An 18,161-nucleotide genomic window follows, 5' to 3' on the forward strand; every position below is an offset into this window, starting at 1 on the left:
GGCGGCCCCGGTGTGCTTCCCTGGGTAGGCGGCCCTGCTAAGGCATGTCGCGTCAGATTTGCCTGCCTCACATGCCAGGATGGTCAGGATGCGTCTTCCCACGTTGCGCCGGACCCGGAATGCGGAACCGGGCCGGGTCATCGGCACCGCCCGCCTGGACCGCCGGACCAAACGACTGGCCGGGCGGTTGCGCCCCGGTGACATCGCGGTCATCGACCACGTCGACCTGGACCGGGTCGCCGCCGACTCGTTGGTGGCCGTCGGTGTCGGTGCGGTGCTCAACGCCAAGCCGTCGGTCTCCGGCCGCTATCCCAACCTCGGCCCGCAGGTGCTGGTCGCGGCCGGCATCCCGCTCCTGGACGACCTGGGTGAGGGGGTCTTCGAACGGATCCACGAGGGCGACCTGGTCCGGATCGAGGGCAACACGGTCTTCATCGGTGACGAGCCGGTCGCGCACGGCAGTCTGCAGGACGCCGAGTCGGTGGCCAAGGCGATGGCCGACGCCCGGGAGGGACTGTCGGTCCAGTTGGAGGCCTTCGCCGCCAACACCATGGACTACCTGCGGCAGGAGCGTGACCTGCTGCTCGACGGGGTCGGGGTGCCGGAGATCCAGACCCAGGTCCAGGGTCGGCACTGTCTGATCGTGGTGCGCGGGTACGACTACAAGGCCGACCTGGACGTGCTGCGCCCGTACATCCGGGAGTACAAGCCGGTGCTGATCGGCGTCGACGGTGGGGCGGACGCGCTGGTCGAGGCGGGTTACACCCCGGACATGATCATCGGGGACATGGACTCGGTCACCGACGACGTGTTGCGCTGCGGCGCCGAGGTGATCGTGCACGCGTACCCGGATGGCCGGGCGCCCGGGTTGGCCCGGGTGAACAGCCTCGGTGTGTCGGCGATCACCTTCCCGGCCGCGGCGACCAGCGAGGACCTGGCGATGCTGCTGGCCGACGAGAAGGGCGCGTCGTTGCTGGTGGCCGTCGGCACCCACGCCACCCTGGTCGAGTTCCTGGACAAGGGGCGCGGCGGAATGGCCTCGACGTTCCTGACCCGGCTGAAGGTCGGCGGCAAGCTGGTCGACGCCAAGGGGGTCAGCCGGCTCTACCGGCAGAGCATCTCCGGCTCCTCGCTGCTTCTGCTGGTCCTCGCGGCGTTGGCCGCGATGGCCTCCGCGGTGGCGGTCTCCACCGTCGGTCAGGCGTATTTGGGCGTGGCCTCCGAATGGTGGGACAATTTCGTGTTCCAGCTCGGCCAGCTCTTCTAGCTCCCGACCCGATAGAGGCTGCAAGCGTGATCAACTTTCGTTACCACGTGGTGTCCCTGACCGCGGTGTTCCTGGCGCTGGCGATCGGCCTGGTGGTGGGCACGGCCGCCCTCAACGGCCCGGTGGTCGACTCGATCAAGGAGCGGGTCAACGCGCTGAGCAAGGACAACCAGCAGCTGCGCCAGTCGGTGCAGAACATGCAGAAGGAACTGGAGCAGGAGGAGGAGTTCGCCACCGACATGGCCCAGGTCTTCCTGCCGGGGCAGCTCGCCGACCGGCGGGTGGTGGTGCTCAGCCTGCCCTCCGGGCGGGACCACACCGACGGGGTGCTGCAGAGTCTGCGGCTGGCCGGGGCCAACCTGACCGGCCGGGTCGACCTGCAGGACAAGCTCATCGAGCCGGAGAACAACAGCAACCTGATGGAGCTGGCGAACACCGCCGCCCGGCCCACCGCCCCCGCCACCGGCCTGCCCGGCAACGGGCACGGGGTGGAGACCTCCAGCGCGATGCTGGCCAGTGTCCTGCTGGACCGCCCCGAGGGCACCCCGCCGGTCACCGACGCCGACCGGCGGGCGGTGCTGGCCGCGTACGTCAACGCCGGGTACGTCGCCACCGAGCAGGACGTGACCGGGCCGGCCGAGGCGGTCGTGGTGGTCAGCGGGCAGCCGTACGTGGACAAGGACTTCGGCAAGAAGGACGAGTCGGTGGTGAAGATCGTCGAGCAGTTCGACCGGACCGGCGCCATCGTCGTCGGCGGCAACGGGTCGGCCGGCGGCAACGTGGTCTCCATCGTCCGGGGCGATCCGGTGCTGTCGCAGACCATCTCCACCGTCGACAACGCCAACACGCCGCAGGGGCAGCTGGTCACCGCCCTGGCGCTGGTGCAGCAGTTGACCGAGAAGAAGGCCGGGCAGTACGGCGTGGGCGACAACGCCGCCGCCAGGATGCCTAAACTGCCCCAGTGAGCCAACGCCGCGCCGTCCGGTCCGCAGTCCGCCGCCTCGTGACGGGAGTGACCCCGTGAGCCTGCTGGGACGTCTGCTGGTCGCCGGCGCCGGTGCCGCCGCCGCCCGGTACCTGCTGCGGGAGGTCCGTACCGCACCGGTCGGGCCGGCGCTGGAGCGGACCAACTTCCGCGGCCGGACGGTGACCCTGGCCGCCGGGCCGGCGCTCGCGGTCGGTGCCGCCGGTGCCGGGGCGCTCGGCGCGCCCAGCGCCGCCGCCGGCTCGGCCGCCCTGCTGGCCGGGGTGGGCGCCGGCGCGGTCGGGCTCTACGACGACGTGGTGGGCGCCCGCCCGGAGCAGAAGTCCGCCAAGGGATTCGCCGGGCACCTGGCCGCGCTGCGGCAGGGACGGGTCACCGCCGGCCTGGTCAAGATCATCGGAGTGGGGGCGGCCGGGCTCGGCGCCGCCGCCCTGCTCGCCGCCGACCCGCAGGTGCGGGCGCACCGGCGCCGGCAGCGGCAGGGGCCGCTCGGGCACGCCGCCGACGTGCTGCTCGGCGCCGGCGTGGTCGCCGGCACCGCGAACCTGGTGAACCTGCTCGACCTGCGACCCGGCCGGGCGATCAAGTCCGGCCTGCTGATCGGTACGCCGCTGACCGGTGGCCGCCACGGCGGGATCGCCGCCGGCGCCGTCGGTGCCGCGGCCGGGCTGCTCGCCGCCGACCTCGACGAGGAGGTGATGCTCGGCGACAGCGGTGCCAACGCCCTCGGCGCGCTGCTCGGGGTCGGGTTGGCCGCCCGGACCGGACCGCTCGGCCGGGCGGTCGCGCTCACCGTGCTCGCCGGCCTCACCGCCGCCAGTGAGAAGGTCAGCTTCACCAAGGTCATCCAGGGCACGCCCGTCCTGCGCGAGCTGGACGAGCTGGGCCGCCGATCCGACTGACGTGACGACACCGGCCCCGCTGGCCGGCGCCGGCCGGCTGGCCGGGGCCGCCGCCCTCATCGCCGTGCTCACCGTGGCCGCCCGGCTGGCCGGTTTCGGCCGTACCGCCGTCTTCACCTGGGTGGTGCAGAAGAGCGACCTCGGCGGCATGTACGTGATCGCCAACACGGTGCCGAACATCATCTTCGAGATCGTCGCCGGTGGGGCGCTGGCGAGCCTGGTGGTGCCGCTGCTGGCCGGTGCGGTGGCCAACGGCGACCGGCGGGCGGTGGCGGCCACCACCGGCGCCCTGCTCACCTGGACGGTCACCCTGCTGGTGCCGCTGGCGGTGCTGGTGGCGCTTCTCGCCGACCCGATCATCGCGCTGATCGGTGCCGACCCGTCCGCCGCCGAACGTGCCGCCGGGGCCCGGATGCTGCGGGTGTTCGCCCCGCAGCTGCCGCTCTACGGCATCGGCATCGTGCTGACCGGGGTGCTCCAGGCGCACCGCCGGTTCGCCTGGCCGGTGCTCGCGCCGTTGCTGTCCAGCCTCACCGTGATCGTCGTCTACGCGGTCTTCGGCGTCACCCAGGGGCGTGGGGCGTCGGTGGCCGAGGTGGGCGTCGGCGGTGAGCTGGTCCTCTCCGTCGGCACCACCCTCGGTGTGGTGGTGCTGTCGTTGTCGCTGCTGATCCCGCTGCGCCGGCTGGCCGTACGTCCCCGGGCCGGGTACGGCTTCCCGGTCGACGCGCGGGCCCGGATCGGCGGGCTGGCGGTGGCCGGCGCGGTCACCGTCACCGCCCAGCAGCTCGCCCTGCTGGTCGTGCTCAACCGGGTCGCCGGCGGCCCCACCGGCTCACCCCAGGTGTTCAACCTGGCCCAGACCATCTACCTGCTGCCCTGGGCGGTGCTCGCGGTGCCGCTGGCGGTGGCCGCGTACCCGAGCCTGGCCGCCGCCGCGACCACCGGCGACGAGGCCGGCTACCGGCGGACCCTGGCCTCGACCACCCGGGGGGTGCTGCTGTTCAGCAGTCTCGGCGCGGCCGCGCTGGTGGGCACCGCCGGCCCGGTGGCGCGGATCTTCTACCCGGCCGACCCGACCTCCACCGCCGAGGCGATCATCGGGTACGCCCCGGGCCTGCTCGGTTACGGTGTGTTCGCGGTGCTCTCCCGCGCCCTGTACGCCCGGGGGGACACCCGGCCCGCCACGCTGGCGATCACCGCCGGTTGGCTGGTCGTCCCGGTGGCGGCGCTGCCGTTGGCCGCGCTGCTGCCCAGCGCCGACCGGGTGCTGGCCGTGACGGTGGCCAACTCGGCGGGCATGCTGCTGCTCGGCGCGCTGCTGCTCGGCGCCGTCCGGCGGACCGCCGGACGGCAGGCGCTGGCCGGGGTCGGCCGGGCCGGGGCGTCGGGTCTGCTCGCCGGCGTGCTCGCCGCCGCCGGTGGCGTCGGGGTGGTGCAGTGGCTGGCCGGGCGGGGCGACGGCACCCCGACGACATTCACCGCACTCGGTCAGGGCATGCTGTCCGGGATCGTGGTCGGTGTGGTGTTTCTGATCGTGGCCCTGGCGACCGACCGGCGGGACGTGCAACCGTTGCTGGCCGGCGTGCTCCGGCGGGTCGCCGCGGTGCTCCGGCGGGTCGGCGGCCGGGACACCAGCGACCGTGCCGACGCGGCGCGCGAGGACGACACACCCCCTCCAGCGGGGTGACGGGAAGGAGACGGTGTCCCGATGACCGACGCCTCGTCGGCTCCCCGGTGGCCCGGCCGAGTGGTCCTGCTGCTCGCCTCCAGCACCGGCGGGGTGGGACAGCACGTCCGGTCGGTGGCCCGGGGTCTGGTCGCCGCCGGCGCGAGCGTGCTGGTCTGCGGCCCGTCGGCCACCCAGGACCAGTTCGACTTCACCGGTGTCGGCGCGCGCTTCGAGGCGGTGGAGATCCCGGCCAGCCCCACCCCCGCCGACGCCCGCGCCGTCGCCGCGCTGCGGCGGGCGCTGGGTGCCGCACCCGTCGACGTCGTGCACGCGCACGGGCTGCGGGCCGGCCTGGTCGCCGTCCTGGCCCGACCGGCCGCGCCACTGGTGGTCACCTGGCACAACGCGGTCCTCGCCGGCGGGGTGCGCGGTGGCCTGTCCCGGCTGGCCGAGCGGCTGGTGGCCCGGTCGGCACGGGTCGCCCTGGGCGCCTCCGCCGACCTGGTCGAGCGGGCCGCGGCACTGGGCGCGGCCGATGCCCGGCTCGCGCCGGTGGCCGCGCCGACGCTCTCCTCCGCCCGGCGGCGTCGGGCCGCCGTACGCGCCGAGTTCGGCGTCGTCGGTGACCAGCCGCTGGTGCTCTCCGTCGGCCGGCTGCACCCGCAGAAGCGGTACGACGTGCTGGTCGACGCCGCCGCCCGCTGGCGTACCCGCACCCCACCGCCGGTGGTGGTGATCGCCGGCAGCGGACCGGCCTACCTGTCGCTGGCCGCCCGGATCTCCGCCGCCCGGGCCCCGGTGACCCTGCTCGGTCACCGCACCGACGTGGCCGATCTGCTGGCCGGGGCCGACCTGGCGGTGGTCACCAGCGACTGGGAGGCCCGGCAGCTCTTCGCCCAGGAGGCGCTGCGTGCCGGCGTACCGCTGGTGGCGACCTCGGTCGGCGGCCTGCCGGAGCTGGTCGGCGACGCCGCGCTGCTGGTGGCCCCGGGTGACGTCGACGCGGTCGACGCGGCGGTGCGCAGCCTGCTCGACGACGCCGCGCTGCGGGCCGACCTGGCCGCCCGGGGCACGGCCCGGGCCACCACCTGGCCGACCGAGCGGGACACCGTGGCCGAGTTGGCCGCCCTCTACGCCGAGCTGGCCCCGCACCCGGCGGCCCCCGACGCCGGCACCGCCTCGACGGGACGCCGGTGATGCTGCGCCGACTCGCCCCGGTCCTGCTGACCCTGGTCGTGGTGGCGCTCGGGGTGACCGCGCTCACCGCCCGCCCGGAGCAGGGCAGCCCCCGGCCGCGCGCCGACTACGTGGTGCTCGTCGGCATGGCCGGGCTGCGGTGGGACGACGTCGACCCGGAGCACACCCCCACGCTGTGGCGGATGGCCCGCGACGGTTCGATCGGCTCCCTGTCGGTCCGCTCCGCGCACCGGCCGACCTGCCCGGTCGACGGCTGGTTGACCCTGGGCGCCGGCAACTTCGCGGCCTGGGCCGGTAACCGGCAGGCGCAGGTCTGCCCGCCCGGCCAGGTCACCGTGGAACAACCCGACTCCATCGGGGCGAACCTGCCCGACCAGGAGGCCCAGGTCCTGCACAACCAGGAACGGCTGCCCTGGGGCACGGTGCCGGGAGCGCTGTCGGAGTCGGTGCGCTGTTCGGTCGCGGTGGGACCGGGTGCCGCCGTGGCCGCGGCCCGGCCGTTCGGTCGGGTGGACCGGTACGCCCCGGCGTTGCCGGCCGATCCGGCCGAGCTGCTCGGCTCCTGCGTGCTCAGCATCGTGGACCTGGGCACCGTCACCGGGGAGGATCCCACCCTCCGGGCGGAGGCGGTGCGGGCCGCCGACGCGGACCTGGCCCGGGTGCTCGCCGCCCGACCGCCGCAGTCGCTGGTCGTGGTGGCCGGCATCTCCGACACCGAGCAACCCTCCCGGTTGCACGTGGCCGTGGCCGACGGGCCCGGCTGGGAGCGGGGCTGGCTGACCTCGGCCAGCACGGGCCGGGAGGGCTACCTGCAACTGGTCGACCTGGCACCGACGGCGCTGGCGGTGCTCGGCCGGCCGATGCCGGAACGGTTGTTCATCGGCCAGCCGGCGGCCCCGGTCGAGGGCCGGCCGGCGGACCTGGCCACCGCCATCACCGCGCCGGCCGACGCCGACCGGGAGGCCGGCGCGCAACGCCGGGTGGCCGACGGGTTCTTCGTCGTCGTCGCGGTGGTGCAGGTGCTGCTCGCGATCGCGGTGCTGCCCCTGCTGCGCCGCGCCCGCCGGCACGCCGGGGTGGGGCGGGCACCGGTGCCCCGACGGGTGGTGGCGGTGGTGGAGGTGCTGCTGGTCGCCGCCGCGTTGGCCCTGCCGGCGGCCCTGCTGGCCGACCTGGTGCCGTGGTGGCGGGGCGAGCACGCCGGCTGGTACTTCGCCGTGGTCACCGCCGCGGTGCTGGCCGCCGCGACCACCCTGGTACGGCTGGCTCCCGGGTACGCCGCCACACTGGGTCCGCTCGGCGTGGTCGCCGCGTTGGCCACCCTGGTCGTCGGGGCGGACGTGCTCACCGGAGCGCGGTTGCAGCTCAACGGCGTGATCGGGTACTCGGCGCTGCAGGGCGGGCGGTACGCCGGACTCGGCACGGTCGGTCTGGGGATCTTCGTCGGCGGGTCGCTGCTGACGGCGGGGTGGCTGGCCCAGCGGGTCCGGCGGGCCTGGCGGCCGATGGTCATGGTCAGCGTCGGTGGTCTCGCCGTGGTGGTCGTCGGCAGCCCGTACCTGGGATCGGACTCGATCGGGGCGATCGCGCTGACCGCCGGGGTGAGCGTCGCCGCGGCGATCAGCGCCGGCGGTTGGCTGACCGTCAGCCGGTTGGCCTGGGCGAGCATGGCCGCGCTGGCGGTGACCGTCGGCTTCGCCGTGCTGGACCTGCGCCGGCCGGCCACCGAACGGGGCAGCCTTGGCCGGTTCCTCGCCGCGCTCGGCGACGGCACCGGAGGGCTCACCGTGCACCGGTCCAGCACCGCCAACGTCGAGACGCTCACCAACAGCCCGCTGACCGTGCTGGCCCTGGCCGGTGCCCTGCTCGTGTGGTTCGCCCTGCTGCAGCCCTGGGGCGGGCTGAAGCGACTGTTCGGGATCTACCCGGCGATGCGGGGGGCGATGGCCGGTACGGCGGTGGCCGCGCTCGTCGGCGGGCTACTGAGCGGGGCCGCGCTGGACGTGGCCGGGGCGGCCGGGGCGCTGGTGGTGCCGATGGCGGCGCTGGCCGCGCTGCGGGTGCTCGACCACTCGGCCGACCGTACCCAGCCGGTGGGGGACCGCCCGCAGGACGCCGTACCGGCCGCTGGCCGGGCCGACGGTGGTGCGGTTGCCTCGACCGCGGGTGGCCGCGGTGCGGGTGCCTCGACCGCGGGTGGCCGCGGTGCCGGTGCCTCCGCCGGGGTCAGCCCGCCATAGCCGGCCGGCCACGGGCGGGTGGCCACGGCCGGCGGGCCACGGGCGGGTGGGACGTCGGGTGCGGCCTGCGAGTGGTCCGGGTCATGGTGTTAGCGTGGAATCCCGTGGATCGCGTGATCGTTTCCGACCGCAGCCGGCCCGGCTGGTTGGTCGGCACTGATCGGCACGGCGGTCTGCACGACCGCAACGGACGACACGGGAGCAGGCGTTGGCCCCTTCAGCACGGACGACCAGGCACATCTTCGTCACCGGGGGCGTCGCCTCCTCGCTGGGCAAGGGCCTCACCGCCTCCAGCCTCGGCAATCTGCTCAGCGCCCGCGGGCTGCGGGTGGTGATGCAGAAACTCGACCCGTACCTCAACGTCGACCCGGGGACAATGAACCCGTTCCAGCACGGTGAGGTCTTCATCACCGAGGACGGCGCCGAGACCGACCTCGACGTGGGGCACTACGAGCGGTTCCTCGACCGGGACCTCTCCGGCAAGGCGAACGTCACCACCGGCCAGATCTACTCCGACGTGATCGCCAAGGAGCGGCGCGGCGAGTACCTCGGCGACACCGTCCAGGTGATCCCGCACATCACCAACGAGATCAAGGCACGGATCCTGGGCATGGCCGACCCGGACGGCGACGGGCAGGTCCCGGACGTGGTGATCACCGAGGTCGGCGGCACGGTCGGCGACATCGAGTCGCTGCCGTTCCTGGAGGCGATCCGGCAGGTCCGCCACGACCTGGGTCGGGACAACTGCTTCTACCTGCACGTCTCGCTGGTGCCGTACCTGGCCCCGTCGGGGGAGCTGAAGACCAAGCCCACCCAGCACTCGGTGGCCCAGCTGCGCAACATCGGTATCCAGCCCGACGCCATCGTGTGCCGCTCCGACCGGGAGATCCCGGACAAGCTCAAGCACAAGCTGTCGCTCTACTGCGACGTCGACCGGGAGGCCGTGGTGGCCGCCCCGGACGCCCCCAGCATCTACGACATCCCGAAGGTGCTGCACCGGGAGGGTCTGGACGCCTACGTGGTGCGCCGGCTCGGGCTCTCCTTCCGGGACGTGGACTGGACCCGCTGGGACGACCTGCTGGAGCGGGTGCACCAGCCCCGGCACACCGTCGAGGTGGCGGTGGTCGGCAAGTACGTCGACCTGCCCGACGCGTACCTGTCGGTGAGCGAGGCGATCCGGGCCGCCGGCTTCGGCCACCGGGCCCGGGTGAAGCTTCGCTGGGTGCCCAGCGACGACTGTGTCACCCCGGCCGGGGCGGCGTCGGCGCTGGCCGGCGTGGACGGCATCGTCATCCCCGGCGGGTTCGGCGTCCGCGGTATCGAGGGCAAGATCGGCACCGCCCGGTACGCCCGGGAGAACCGGATCCCGCTGCTCGGGCTCTGCCTCGGGTTGCAGTGCATGGCGATCGAGGTGGCCCGGCACCGGGCCGAGCTGGACGGGGCGAACTCGTTGGAGTTCGACGAGCAGGCCCACCACCCGGTCATCGCCACCATGGCCGACCAGGAGGACATCGTCGCCGGCAAGGGCGACCTGGGCGGCACGATGCGGCTCGGGGCGTACCCGGCGGCCCTGGCGAAGGGGTCGATCGTGGCCGAGGCGTACGGCAGCACCGAGGTCAGCGAACGGCACCGGCACCGGTACGAGGTGAACAACGCCTACCGGGAGGCGCTGACCCGCGCCGGGCTGCGGATCTCCGGCACCTCGCCGGACGGCCGGCTTGTCGAGTTCGTCGAGCTGGACCGGGAGCTGCACCCGTTCTTCGTGGCCACCCAGGCGCATCCGGAGCTGAAGAGCCGCCCGACCCGGCCGCACCCGCTGTTCGCCGCCTTCGTCCGGGCCGCCATCGACTACTCCGAGGCCGACCAGTTGCCGGTGGACCTCGACGCCGTCGACAGCGCCCCGGCGCGGGCCGGGTCCGCGTCGTGAGCGCCGTCGAGCACCGCTACGAGCTGCGTTCCCGGCAGGAGCGGTACGCCGGCCGGATCTTCACCGTGCTCAGCGACGAGGTCACCATGCCCGGCGGGGGCACGGCGGGCCGGGACTGGGTCCGGCACGTCGGCGCGGTCGCCGTGGTGGCGCTCGACGACGCCGGCCAGGTGGTGCTGGTCCGGCAGTACCGGCACCCGCTCGGTCGGCACCTGTGGGAGTTGCCGGCCGGGCTGACCGACGTCGAGGGGGAGGACCTGCCGGCGGCGGCGCTGCGCGAGCTGGCCGAGGAGGTCGACCTGACCGCCGCGACGGTCGACGTGCTGGCCGACCTGAACACCTCGCCGGGCTTCTCCAACGAGCTGGTGCGGATCTTCCTCGCCCGCGACCTCGCCGAGGTGCCCGCCGAGCGGCGTCACCAGCGCTACGACGAGGAGGCCGACATGCAGGTGGTCCGGCTCGACCTGGACGAGGCGGTGTCGATGGTGCTGGCCGGCGAGATCACCAACGCGGCCTGCGTGGCCGGCCTGCTGGCCGCCGCGCGGGCCCGGGACACCGGCTGGTCCGCCCTACGCCGCCCCGACGCCCCCCTCCCGGGGTAAGGAAGGGCCCCCGCTTAACGCATCCGGTCGAGCGGGGTACCCCGCTCACACCGGGCGCGGGGAGTGTGTGACGCATCGGGCCCGAGGTGCATGACGTACCGGGCTGGGAGATCGTGACGTACGGGGACCGTGACGTACGGGCACGAGGGAACTGTGTGACGTACCGGGCCGGGGCCGTGCGGGTGACCGCTCGGCCCCGGGTTTCCCGTCGATGTGCGGGCCCGTCGGTGTGCGGGCCCGCCGTAGCGGGCCCGCACACCGACGGGCCCGCAGGTCAGTCCCGCAGCGGGCGGCCCTGCCCGTCGACGCCACCGTTGACCAGGATCAGAATGCCGTCGATGAAGCCCCAGAGGCCGCCGATGCCGCAGGTGACGAGGCTCACCACCAGCTGCAGGACACCGGTCTTGGTGTCGCCCATGTAGAACCGGCCTGCGCCGAAGGTGCCCAGCAGGATGCCGAGGACGCCCGCGACGACCTTGCTCTTGTCCGAGACCTGCCCGGGGTACTGCTGATACGGAGGTGTGGTCATGAGGCGACACATTAGTGATCGACGGGCCGGGCTCCCGCAGCGCGGGGTGGGTGATCGGACGATAATGGCCGGACACTGTCCTGACGGCTGAGGTCGCCTCGACCGCCGGCCGGTCCGGGCCTGACACAGTGTCAGGGCAGCCGGCCAGTGGCTGTCACTCTGCTGGCTGCCCTGAAGTGGCGGCGGGCCTAGACTGCCGCCTGCGGGACCGGTGGACCGCGCCGGCAACGTGGCCGGCGCGCACCGGCGCAGTCGGGTGATCCCCGGCCGGCGAGAAAGGTGTGCACATCGTGAAGGTCGGAATCCCCCGCGAGGTCAAGAACCACGAGTACCGGGTGGCGATCACGCCGGCAGGCGTCAACGAGCTCACCCGCGCGGGCCACCAGGTCTTCGTCGAGTCCGGCGCGGGAGCGGGGTCAAGCATCGGCGACGAGGAGTTCACCGCCGCCGGTGCCAAGATCCTGCCGCACGCCGACGAGGTCTGGGACGTGGCGGAGCTGGTGCTCAAGGTCAAGGAGCCGGTCGCCGAGGAGTACCACCGGATGCGACCCGGGCAGGTGCTCTTCACCTACCTGCACCTGGCCGCCTCCCGGGAGTGCACCGACGCGCTGGTGCGCCGGCAGGTCACCGGCATCGCGTACGAGACCGTCGAGCTGCCCGACCGGTCGTTGCCGCTGCTGGCCCCGATGTCCGAGGTGGCCGGTCGGCTCGCCCCGCAGGTAGGCGCGTACCACCTGCAACGTCAGGGCGGCGGCCGGGGCGTGCTGATGGGCGGCGTCTCCGGGGTGTACGCGGCCAAGACCGTGGTCATCGGCGCCGGCGTGTCCGGGATGAACGCCGCGGCCATCGCGCTCGGCCTGCAGGCCGAGGTGCTGCTGCTGGACAAGAACGTGGCCCGGCTCCGGCAGGCCGACGCCATCTACCGGGGGCACCTGCAGACGGTCGCCTCCAACGCCTACGAGGTCGAGCGGGCCGTGCTCGACGCCGACCTGGTCATCGGCGCGGTCCTGGTCCCCGGGGCGAAGGCCCCCACGCTGATCAGCAACGAGCTGGTCTCCCGGATGAAGCCGGGCAGCGTGCTTGTCGACATCTCCATCGACCAGGGGGGCTGCTTCGAGGACTCCCGCCCCACCACCCACGACGAGCCGACGTACCAGGTGCACCAGTCGCTGTTCTACTGCGTGGCGAACATGCCCGGGGCGGTGCCGCACACCAGCACGTACGCGCTCACCAACGTCACCCTGCCGTACGTGCTCGAACTGGCCAACCACGGGTGGCGCCAGGCGCTGCGCCGGGACCCGGCGCTGGCCGCGGGCCTGAACACCCACGACGGACAGGTCACCTACGGTCCGGTCGCCGAGGCGCACGGTCTGCCCACGCTCGCCCTGGCCGACGTGCTCGCCTGACCGCAGGGGGAGCAGACCGGTGACCCGCCCGGAGCCCACGCCGGCGTTGCGCCGGGCCGTGCGCGGCTACCTGGACCACCTGACCGTCGAGCGGGGACTGTCGGCCAACACCCTCTCGTCGTACCGGCGGGACCTGGCGCGTTACCTGGGCACCCTGGCCGACGCGGGCGTCGGTGACCTGGCCGACGTCGGCGCCGGCCAGGTCGAGACGCACCTGGCCCGGCTGCGCGCCGGTGGGGACGGGCATCCGCCGCTGGCCGCGTCGTCGGCGGCCCGGGCCGCCAGCGCGGTACGCGGCCTGCACCGGTTCGCGCTGCGCGAGGGCCTGGCCGGCGTCGACCCGAGCCGCGACGTGCGGCCACCGACCCCGCCGCGCCGGCTGCCCCGGGCGCTGCCGGTCGACGCGGTGGTGCGGCTGTTGGAGACCGCCGGCTCACCGACCGCGGTGGGTGACGGCGCACCCCTGGCGCTGCGGGACCGGGCACTGCTGGAGTTCCTGTACGGCACCGGGGCGCGGATCTCCGAGGCCGTCGGCGCCGCCGTGGACGACCTGGACGTCGCCGCCGGCACGGTGCTGCTGCGCGGCAAGGGAGGCCGGACCAGGCTGGTACCGATCGGCGGGTACGCGGTCGAGGCGCTGCGCGCCTGGCTGGTGCGGGCCCGCCCGGTGCTGGCCGCCGCCGGCCGGGGCACCCCGGCGGTCTTCGTCAACGCCCGCGGCGGCGCGCTGACCCGCCAGGGTGCCTGGACCATCCTGCGGCGGGCCGCCGACCGGGCCGGGCTGCCGGTCGACGGCCCGGGGGCGGTCTCGCCGCACACCCTGCGCCACTCCTACGCCACCCACCTGCTCGACGGCGGCGCCGACGTCCGGGTGGTGCAGGAACTGCTCGGGCACGCCTCGGTGACCACCACGCAGGTCTACACGCTGGTCACCGTGGAACGGCTGCGCGAGGTGTACGCCACCGCCCACCCCCGGGCCCGCTGAGCCGCCCCGCCGGCCGTACCGCGCCGGTCCGCGCGGCTGCCGGGTCGACGTCCACCCTGCCCGGCCGGGTTGCCTGGTCGGCGGGGGAGCCGACACGCCGCACCGGTGCCGACCGGGTCGCCGGCCGGTGGCGTACAGTCGGCATCGGCGCGGACCTCCTGGGGCGGACAGCCGGGGTGCGTAGACCGGGCTGACCCGGTTCTGGTGCGTAGACCGGGATGAACCCGGTTCTGGTGCGTAGGCCGGGGTGACCCGGCCCTGGTGTCGTAGCGGCGCCGCGAGGGACGTCGGTCGGTTCCGGCACCGGGTGGTCGTCGGGAGGGGGCAACAAGGACATGGCTGGCAACGGTGATCGTGCCGAGACCTGGACGACGGAGCTCCGAGAGCAGCAGGCGACGCTCGGCGCGGACCTCGGTCCGGCCGACCCTGCGGCGTACACCATGCGTAAGCCCATTCCCGAACCGATGCCCACGGACCGGCACGGGCCGGCCCGGATCATCGCGATGGCCAACCAGAAGGGTGGCGTCGGCAAGACCACGACGACCATCAACCTCGGTGCGGCCCTGGCGGAGTACGGGCGCAAGGTACTGCTTGTCGACTTCGACCCGCAGGGTGCCCTCTCGGTAGGCCTGGGGGTCAACCCGCACAACCTGGACCTGTCGGTCTACAACCTGCTCATGCAGGACGACGTCACCGCCGAGGACGTCCTGATCAAGACCGACGTGGCCGGTCTGCACCTGTTGCCGGCCAACATCGACCTCTCGGCGGCCGAGATCCAGCTGGTCAACGAGGTCGCCCGGGAGATGGCCCTGGCCCGGGTGCTGCGCAGCATCCGCAAGGAGTACGACTACGTCCTGATCGACTGCCAGCCCTCGCTCGGCCTGCTGGCGATCAACGCGCTGACCGTCGCCCACGGCGTGCTGATCCCCCTGGAGTGCGAGTTCTTCAGCCTGCGGGGCGTGGCGCTGCTGCTGGACACCATCGACAAGGTGCGGGAGCGGCTCAACTTCGACCTGGAGTTGGAAGGCATCCTCGCCACCATGTACGACAGCCGGACCACGCACTGCCGGCAGGTGCTGCAGCGGGTGGTGGAGGCCTTCGGCGACAAGGTGTACCAGACGGTCATCACCAAGACGGTCAAGTTCCCCGAGTCGACCGTGGCCGGTGCCCCGATCACCACGCTCGATCCGGCCTCGTCCGGCGCGCGCAACTACCGGCAACTGGCCCGTGAGGTGATCGCCGCGCAGGCGGAGCGGTAGGTGCACCGGCGCGGTGACCCGTACCGGCGCTGTGACCTGCCCGGACGGTCGACTACGGTCGTCGGGTGACCGTCCCGCTCCGCACCCCGGAACCGTCCCCGCCCGACGCCTCGGCGGTCGCGGTCGACGTCGTCTCTGGCGACGACAGTGCTTCCGGCGGTGACACCGCTTCCGGTGGTGGCTTCACCGTCCGGCTGGTCAACTTCACCGGCCCGTTCGACCTGCTGCTGCAGCTGATCAGCAAGCACAAGCTCGACGTCACCGAGGTGGCGCTGCACCAGGTCACCGATGAGTTCATCGCCTACATCCGGGCGATGGACGACCAGTGGGACCTCGACGAGGCCAGCGAGTTCCTGCTCGTCGCCGCCACCCTGCTCGACCTGAAGGCCGCCCGGTTGTTGCCCTCGGCGCAGGTAGAGGACGAGGAGGACCTCGCCCTGCTGGAGGCGCGGGACCTGCTCTTCGCCCGGCTGCTGCAGTACAAGGCGTACAAGGAGGCCGCAGCGCACATCGCCGACCTGGAGGCGGTGGGCGGCCGGCGGTACCCGCGGGCGGTCACCCTGGAGCCCCGGTACGCCGAGGCACTGCCCGACCTGGTCCTGGGCATCGGCGTGGAGCGGCTGCGTGCCCTGGCGGTCCGGGCGATGACACCGAAGCCGGTGCCGGAGGTCTCCATCGACCACGTGCACCTGGTCCGGGTGAGCGTCCGGGAGCACGCCGAGGTGCTGACCGAGCGGCTGCGGCGGGCCGGGGAGGCGACCTTCAGCCTGCTCTGCGCCGACTGTACGGCCACCCTGGAGGTGGTGGCACGGTTCCTGGCCCTGCTGGAGCTGTACCGGGAGGGTCTGGTCGCGTTCACGCAGGACCAGGCACTGGAGGAGCTGACCGTACGGTGGACCGGCCCGGCCGACGGCGGTCCCGCGTTGGCCATCGACGAGTACGCCGGCAGCGACCAGCCGCCGCCCGAGGCGGATCCGTCGCCCGGGACTGGTCCGTCGGCCGGGGCTGGTCTGGCGCCCGGGGCGGATCCGTCCGTCGGGGCTGGTCCGTCGCCCGGGGCTGGTCCGTCGACCGGCGGCCGGGACGGGGCCGGCGGGGACGTGGGTGCGCCCGAAGCGGGTGTGGCCGGCAGAGGCGAGGAGTGATCGGGGATGGGTAACGAGGACCGCCGGGATTCACTGGCCGATCAGGCCGCCGCCTGGGTGCCGCCGTGGGCCCCCGAACGTCGTCCCGCCCCCGCAGACGCCCCCGCCCCGGCCCCGCTGTCAGAGCCGGGCACCGAAGAACCCGCGCCGGACGCCGAAGAACCCGCGCCGGGCACCGAAGAACCCGCGCCGGGCACCGAAGAACCCGCGCCGGGCACCGAAGAACCCGCGCCGGGTGCCGTGGTACCCGCGCCGGATCTCGCGTCGGACGCCGGGGGGCCTGCCCCGGACGCCGCGACCGGGCCCGCGACCGGGCCCGCGACCGCGACCGCGACTCAGACCGGGTCCGGGGCCGGAGCCGGGCTGGGTGCGGGCGGGCGTAGGGGGCGGGGCAGGCGGGTCGCCGTACCGGAGCCGACGGTCGTGGAGCTGGACGACGCCGAGTTGCGGGGGGCCCTGGAGGCGATCCTGCTGGTGGTCGACGAACCGGTAAGCGAACTGCTGCTGGCCCAGGTGGTGGAGCAGGCGCCGGAGCGGGTCGGCCGGATGCTGGACGAGATAGCCGCCGGGTACACCGCCGCCGGGCACGGCTTCGAGCTGCGCCGGGCGGCCGGCGGTTGGCGGCTCTACACCCGGGGCGAGTACGCCAGCTACGTGGAGCGGTTCGTGCTCGACGGGCAGTCGGTACGGTTGACCCAGGCCGCACTGGAGACCCTGGCCGTGGTCGCCTACAAGCAGCCGGTGACCCGGGGCCGCATTTCGGCCATCCGGGGTGTCAACTGTGACGGGGTGATCCGTACCCTGGTCTCGCGCGGTCTGGTCGAGGACTGCGGCACCGAGCCGGACAGCGGGGCGTTCCTGTACCGGACCACCACGATGTTCCTGGAGAAGCTCGGCTTGAACTCGGTCCACGAACTGCCGCCGCTCGCCCCGTTCCTCCCCGATGACGTAGAAGAGCTTGCCGATGCCACGCGATGACCGCCCCGTCCGTTCCTCCGCGCGCGCCGACCGGTCCGGCCCCCGGCCCGGGGTACGCGCCGACCGGTACACCCGGTCGGGACCGCGTGCCGACCCGCCGCGCTCCCAGCCGACCCCGCGTGGTGAGCAGCCGCCGCCCGGCCGGTCGGCCCCGCATCCGGAGCCGCAGCCGCGACGCTCGCCGACCGAGCCGACCTCGCGGGGCCGGTCGAAGCCGGAGCCGTCCGCGCGGGACCGGTCGGCCGGAGCGGCGCGGCGTCCGGTCGAGTCCGCCGAGCCGGTCGAGGGGGCGCAGCGGTTGCAGAAGGTGCTCGCCGCCGCCGGTGTCGGCTCCCGGCGGGCCTGCGAGGATCTGATCTTCCGGCGGCGGGTCACCGTCGACGGCCGCGTCGCGCAGCTCGGTGACAAGGTCGACCCGGCCACCGCGGTCATCCACGTCGACGGCGAACGGCTGGTCGTCGACACCCGCCTGGTGTACCTGGCGATGAACAAGCCCCGTGGGGTGGTCTCCACGATGGCCGACGAGAAGGGGCGTACCGCGCTCGCCGACTTCCTCGACGGTCGGGTCGAGCAGCGGGTCTACCACGTGGGGCGGCTCGACGCCGACAGCGAGGGGCTGCTGCTGCTCACCAACGACGGCACCCTGGCGCACCGGTTGATGCACCCCTCCTACGGGGTGGCCAAGACCTACCTGTGCGAGGTGGCCGGCCCGATCCCGCGTAACCTCGGCAAGCGGCTGGCCGCCGGGGTGGAGCTGGAGGACGGCCCGGTGCAGGTCGACGCGTTCCGGGTGGTGGACACCCTGGGGCGGACCGCCCAGGTGGAGCTGACCCTGCACGAGGGGCGCAAACACATCGTCCGGCGGTTGTTGGACGAGGTCGGGCACCCGGTGTCGCGTCTGGTGCGTACCACGATCGGTCCGATCCGGCTCGGTGACCTGCGTGCCGGGCGGACCCGCAGGCTTACCAACGCGGAGGTCGCCGCCCTGTTCAAGGCGGTGGGTGACTGACCCGTCATCGGTGGGTACGGCTGCCGGTAGGCTTCCGTGCGGTCCGGGGCGGGGCGCC

At 73.9% G+C, this 18,161-nt stretch carries 14 protein-coding genes and 1 pseudogene; 14 read left to right on the top strand and 1 reads right to left on the bottom strand.

All coding sequences use genetic code 11. The features are described 5' to 3' along the window. Positions 1 to 88: 88 nt before the first annotated feature. From steA to GA0070617_RS12725, 8 genes and pseudogenes are all read left to right on the top strand, one after another. The gene (gene steA / locus GA0070617_RS12690) at positions 89 to 1,267 is read left to right on the top strand and encodes a putative cytokinetic ring protein SteA (protein ID WP_091436731.1); all 1,179 of its coding nucleotides are present in this window, start codon (positions 89 to 91) and stop codon (positions 1,265 to 1,267) included. 26 nt (positions 1,268 to 1,293) lie between these two features. Next, complete coding sequence (locus GA0070617_RS12695; protein ID WP_091436733.1) at positions 1,294 to 2,232, top strand: copper transporter; 939 nt, start codon at positions 1,294 to 1,296, stop codon at positions 2,230 to 2,232. A gap of 55 nt (positions 2,233 to 2,287) precedes the next feature. Then, on the top strand, positions 2,288 to 3,154 hold the full coding sequence (locus GA0070617_RS12700; protein WP_091436736.1) for a hypothetical protein: 867 nt from the start codon (positions 2,288 to 2,290) through the stop codon (positions 3,152 to 3,154). A gap of 1 nt (position 3,155) precedes the next feature. Continuing rightward, positions 3,156 to 4,869, top strand: a pseudogene (gene murJ / locus GA0070617_RS12705) (murein biosynthesis integral membrane protein MurJ). Beyond that, complete coding sequence (locus tag GA0070617_RS12710) at positions 4,866 to 6,023, top strand: glycosyltransferase family 4 protein (RefSeq protein WP_091436741.1); 1,158 nt, start codon at positions 4,866 to 4,868, stop codon at positions 6,021 to 6,023. The pseudogene murJ and the gene GA0070617_RS12710 overlap by 4 nt, the downstream one beginning before the upstream one ends. Next, positions 6,023 to 8,263 carry a hypothetical protein gene (locus tag GA0070617_RS12715; RefSeq protein WP_373868444.1) on the top strand — a complete coding sequence of 747 codons (2,241 nt, stop codon included), beginning with the start codon at positions 6,023 to 6,025 and terminating at the stop codon, positions 8,261 to 8,263. Before GA0070617_RS12710 ends, GA0070617_RS12715 begins: the two co-directional genes overlap by 1 nt. A 208-nt stretch (positions 8,264 to 8,471) precedes the next feature. Further along, positions 8,472 to 10,190 carry a CTP synthase gene (locus tag GA0070617_RS12720; RefSeq protein ID WP_091436743.1) on the top strand — a complete coding sequence of 573 codons (1,719 nt, stop codon included), beginning with the start codon at positions 8,472 to 8,474 and terminating at the stop codon, positions 10,188 to 10,190. After that, the gene (locus GA0070617_RS12725) at positions 10,187 to 10,792 is read left to right on the top strand and encodes an NUDIX domain-containing protein (RefSeq protein WP_091436745.1); all 606 of its coding nucleotides are present in this window, start codon (positions 10,187 to 10,189) and stop codon (positions 10,790 to 10,792) included. The genes GA0070617_RS12720 and GA0070617_RS12725 overlap by 4 nt, the downstream gene beginning before the upstream one ends. 274 nt (positions 10,793 to 11,066) lie before the next feature. Here the strand turns inward: GA0070617_RS12725 and GA0070617_RS12730 are convergent, their stop codons facing one another. After that, positions 11,067 to 11,387, bottom strand: a complete 321-nt coding sequence (locus GA0070617_RS12730) for a TM2 domain-containing protein (protein WP_308472696.1) — start codon at positions 11,385 to 11,387, stop codon at positions 11,067 to 11,069. Positions 11,388 to 11,611: 224 nt separating this feature from the next. Here GA0070617_RS12730 and ald point away from each other — a divergent pair, with 224 nt between their 5' ends. From ald to GA0070617_RS12760, 6 genes are all read left to right on the top strand, one after another. Beyond that, entirely contained in the window at positions 11,612 to 12,727 is a 1,116-nt protein-coding gene (gene ald / locus GA0070617_RS12735) for an alanine dehydrogenase (protein WP_091446322.1), read from the top strand. 19 nt (positions 12,728 to 12,746) lie between these two features. Then, positions 12,747 to 13,712 carry a site-specific tyrosine recombinase XerD gene (locus GA0070617_RS12740; protein ID WP_091436749.1) on the top strand — a complete coding sequence of 322 codons (966 nt, stop codon included), beginning with the start codon at positions 12,747 to 12,749 and terminating at the stop codon, positions 13,710 to 13,712. Between the two features lie 335 nt (positions 13,713 to 14,047). Next, positions 14,048 to 14,971 (top strand): ParA family protein, encoded by a 924-nt coding sequence (locus GA0070617_RS12745; protein ID WP_091436751.1) that lies wholly within the window; start codon positions 14,048 to 14,050, stop codon positions 14,969 to 14,971. Positions 14,972 to 15,036: 65 nt separating this feature from the next. Further along, entirely contained in the window at positions 15,037 to 16,116 is a 1,080-nt protein-coding gene (locus tag GA0070617_RS12750) for a segregation and condensation protein A (RefSeq protein ID WP_091436753.1), read from the top strand. A gap of 6 nt (positions 16,117 to 16,122) precedes the next feature. Further along, the gene (gene scpB, locus GA0070617_RS12755; RefSeq protein WP_091436755.1) at positions 16,123 to 17,094 is read left to right on the top strand and encodes an SMC-Scp complex subunit ScpB; all 972 of its coding nucleotides are present in this window, start codon (positions 16,123 to 16,125) and stop codon (positions 17,092 to 17,094) included. 298 nt (positions 17,095 to 17,392) lie between these two features. Beyond that, positions 17,393 to 18,103 carry a pseudouridine synthase gene (locus GA0070617_RS12760; RefSeq protein WP_229688663.1) on the top strand — a complete coding sequence of 237 codons (711 nt, stop codon included), beginning with the start codon at positions 17,393 to 17,395 and terminating at the stop codon, positions 18,101 to 18,103. Positions 18,104 to 18,161: the final 58 nt, after the last annotated feature.

The sequence above is a fragment of the Micromonospora yangpuensis genome (assembly GCF_900091615.1).
In the GTDB taxonomy this organism is placed as follows: domain Bacteria; phylum Actinomycetota; class Actinomycetes; order Mycobacteriales; family Micromonosporaceae; genus Micromonospora; species Micromonospora yangpuensis.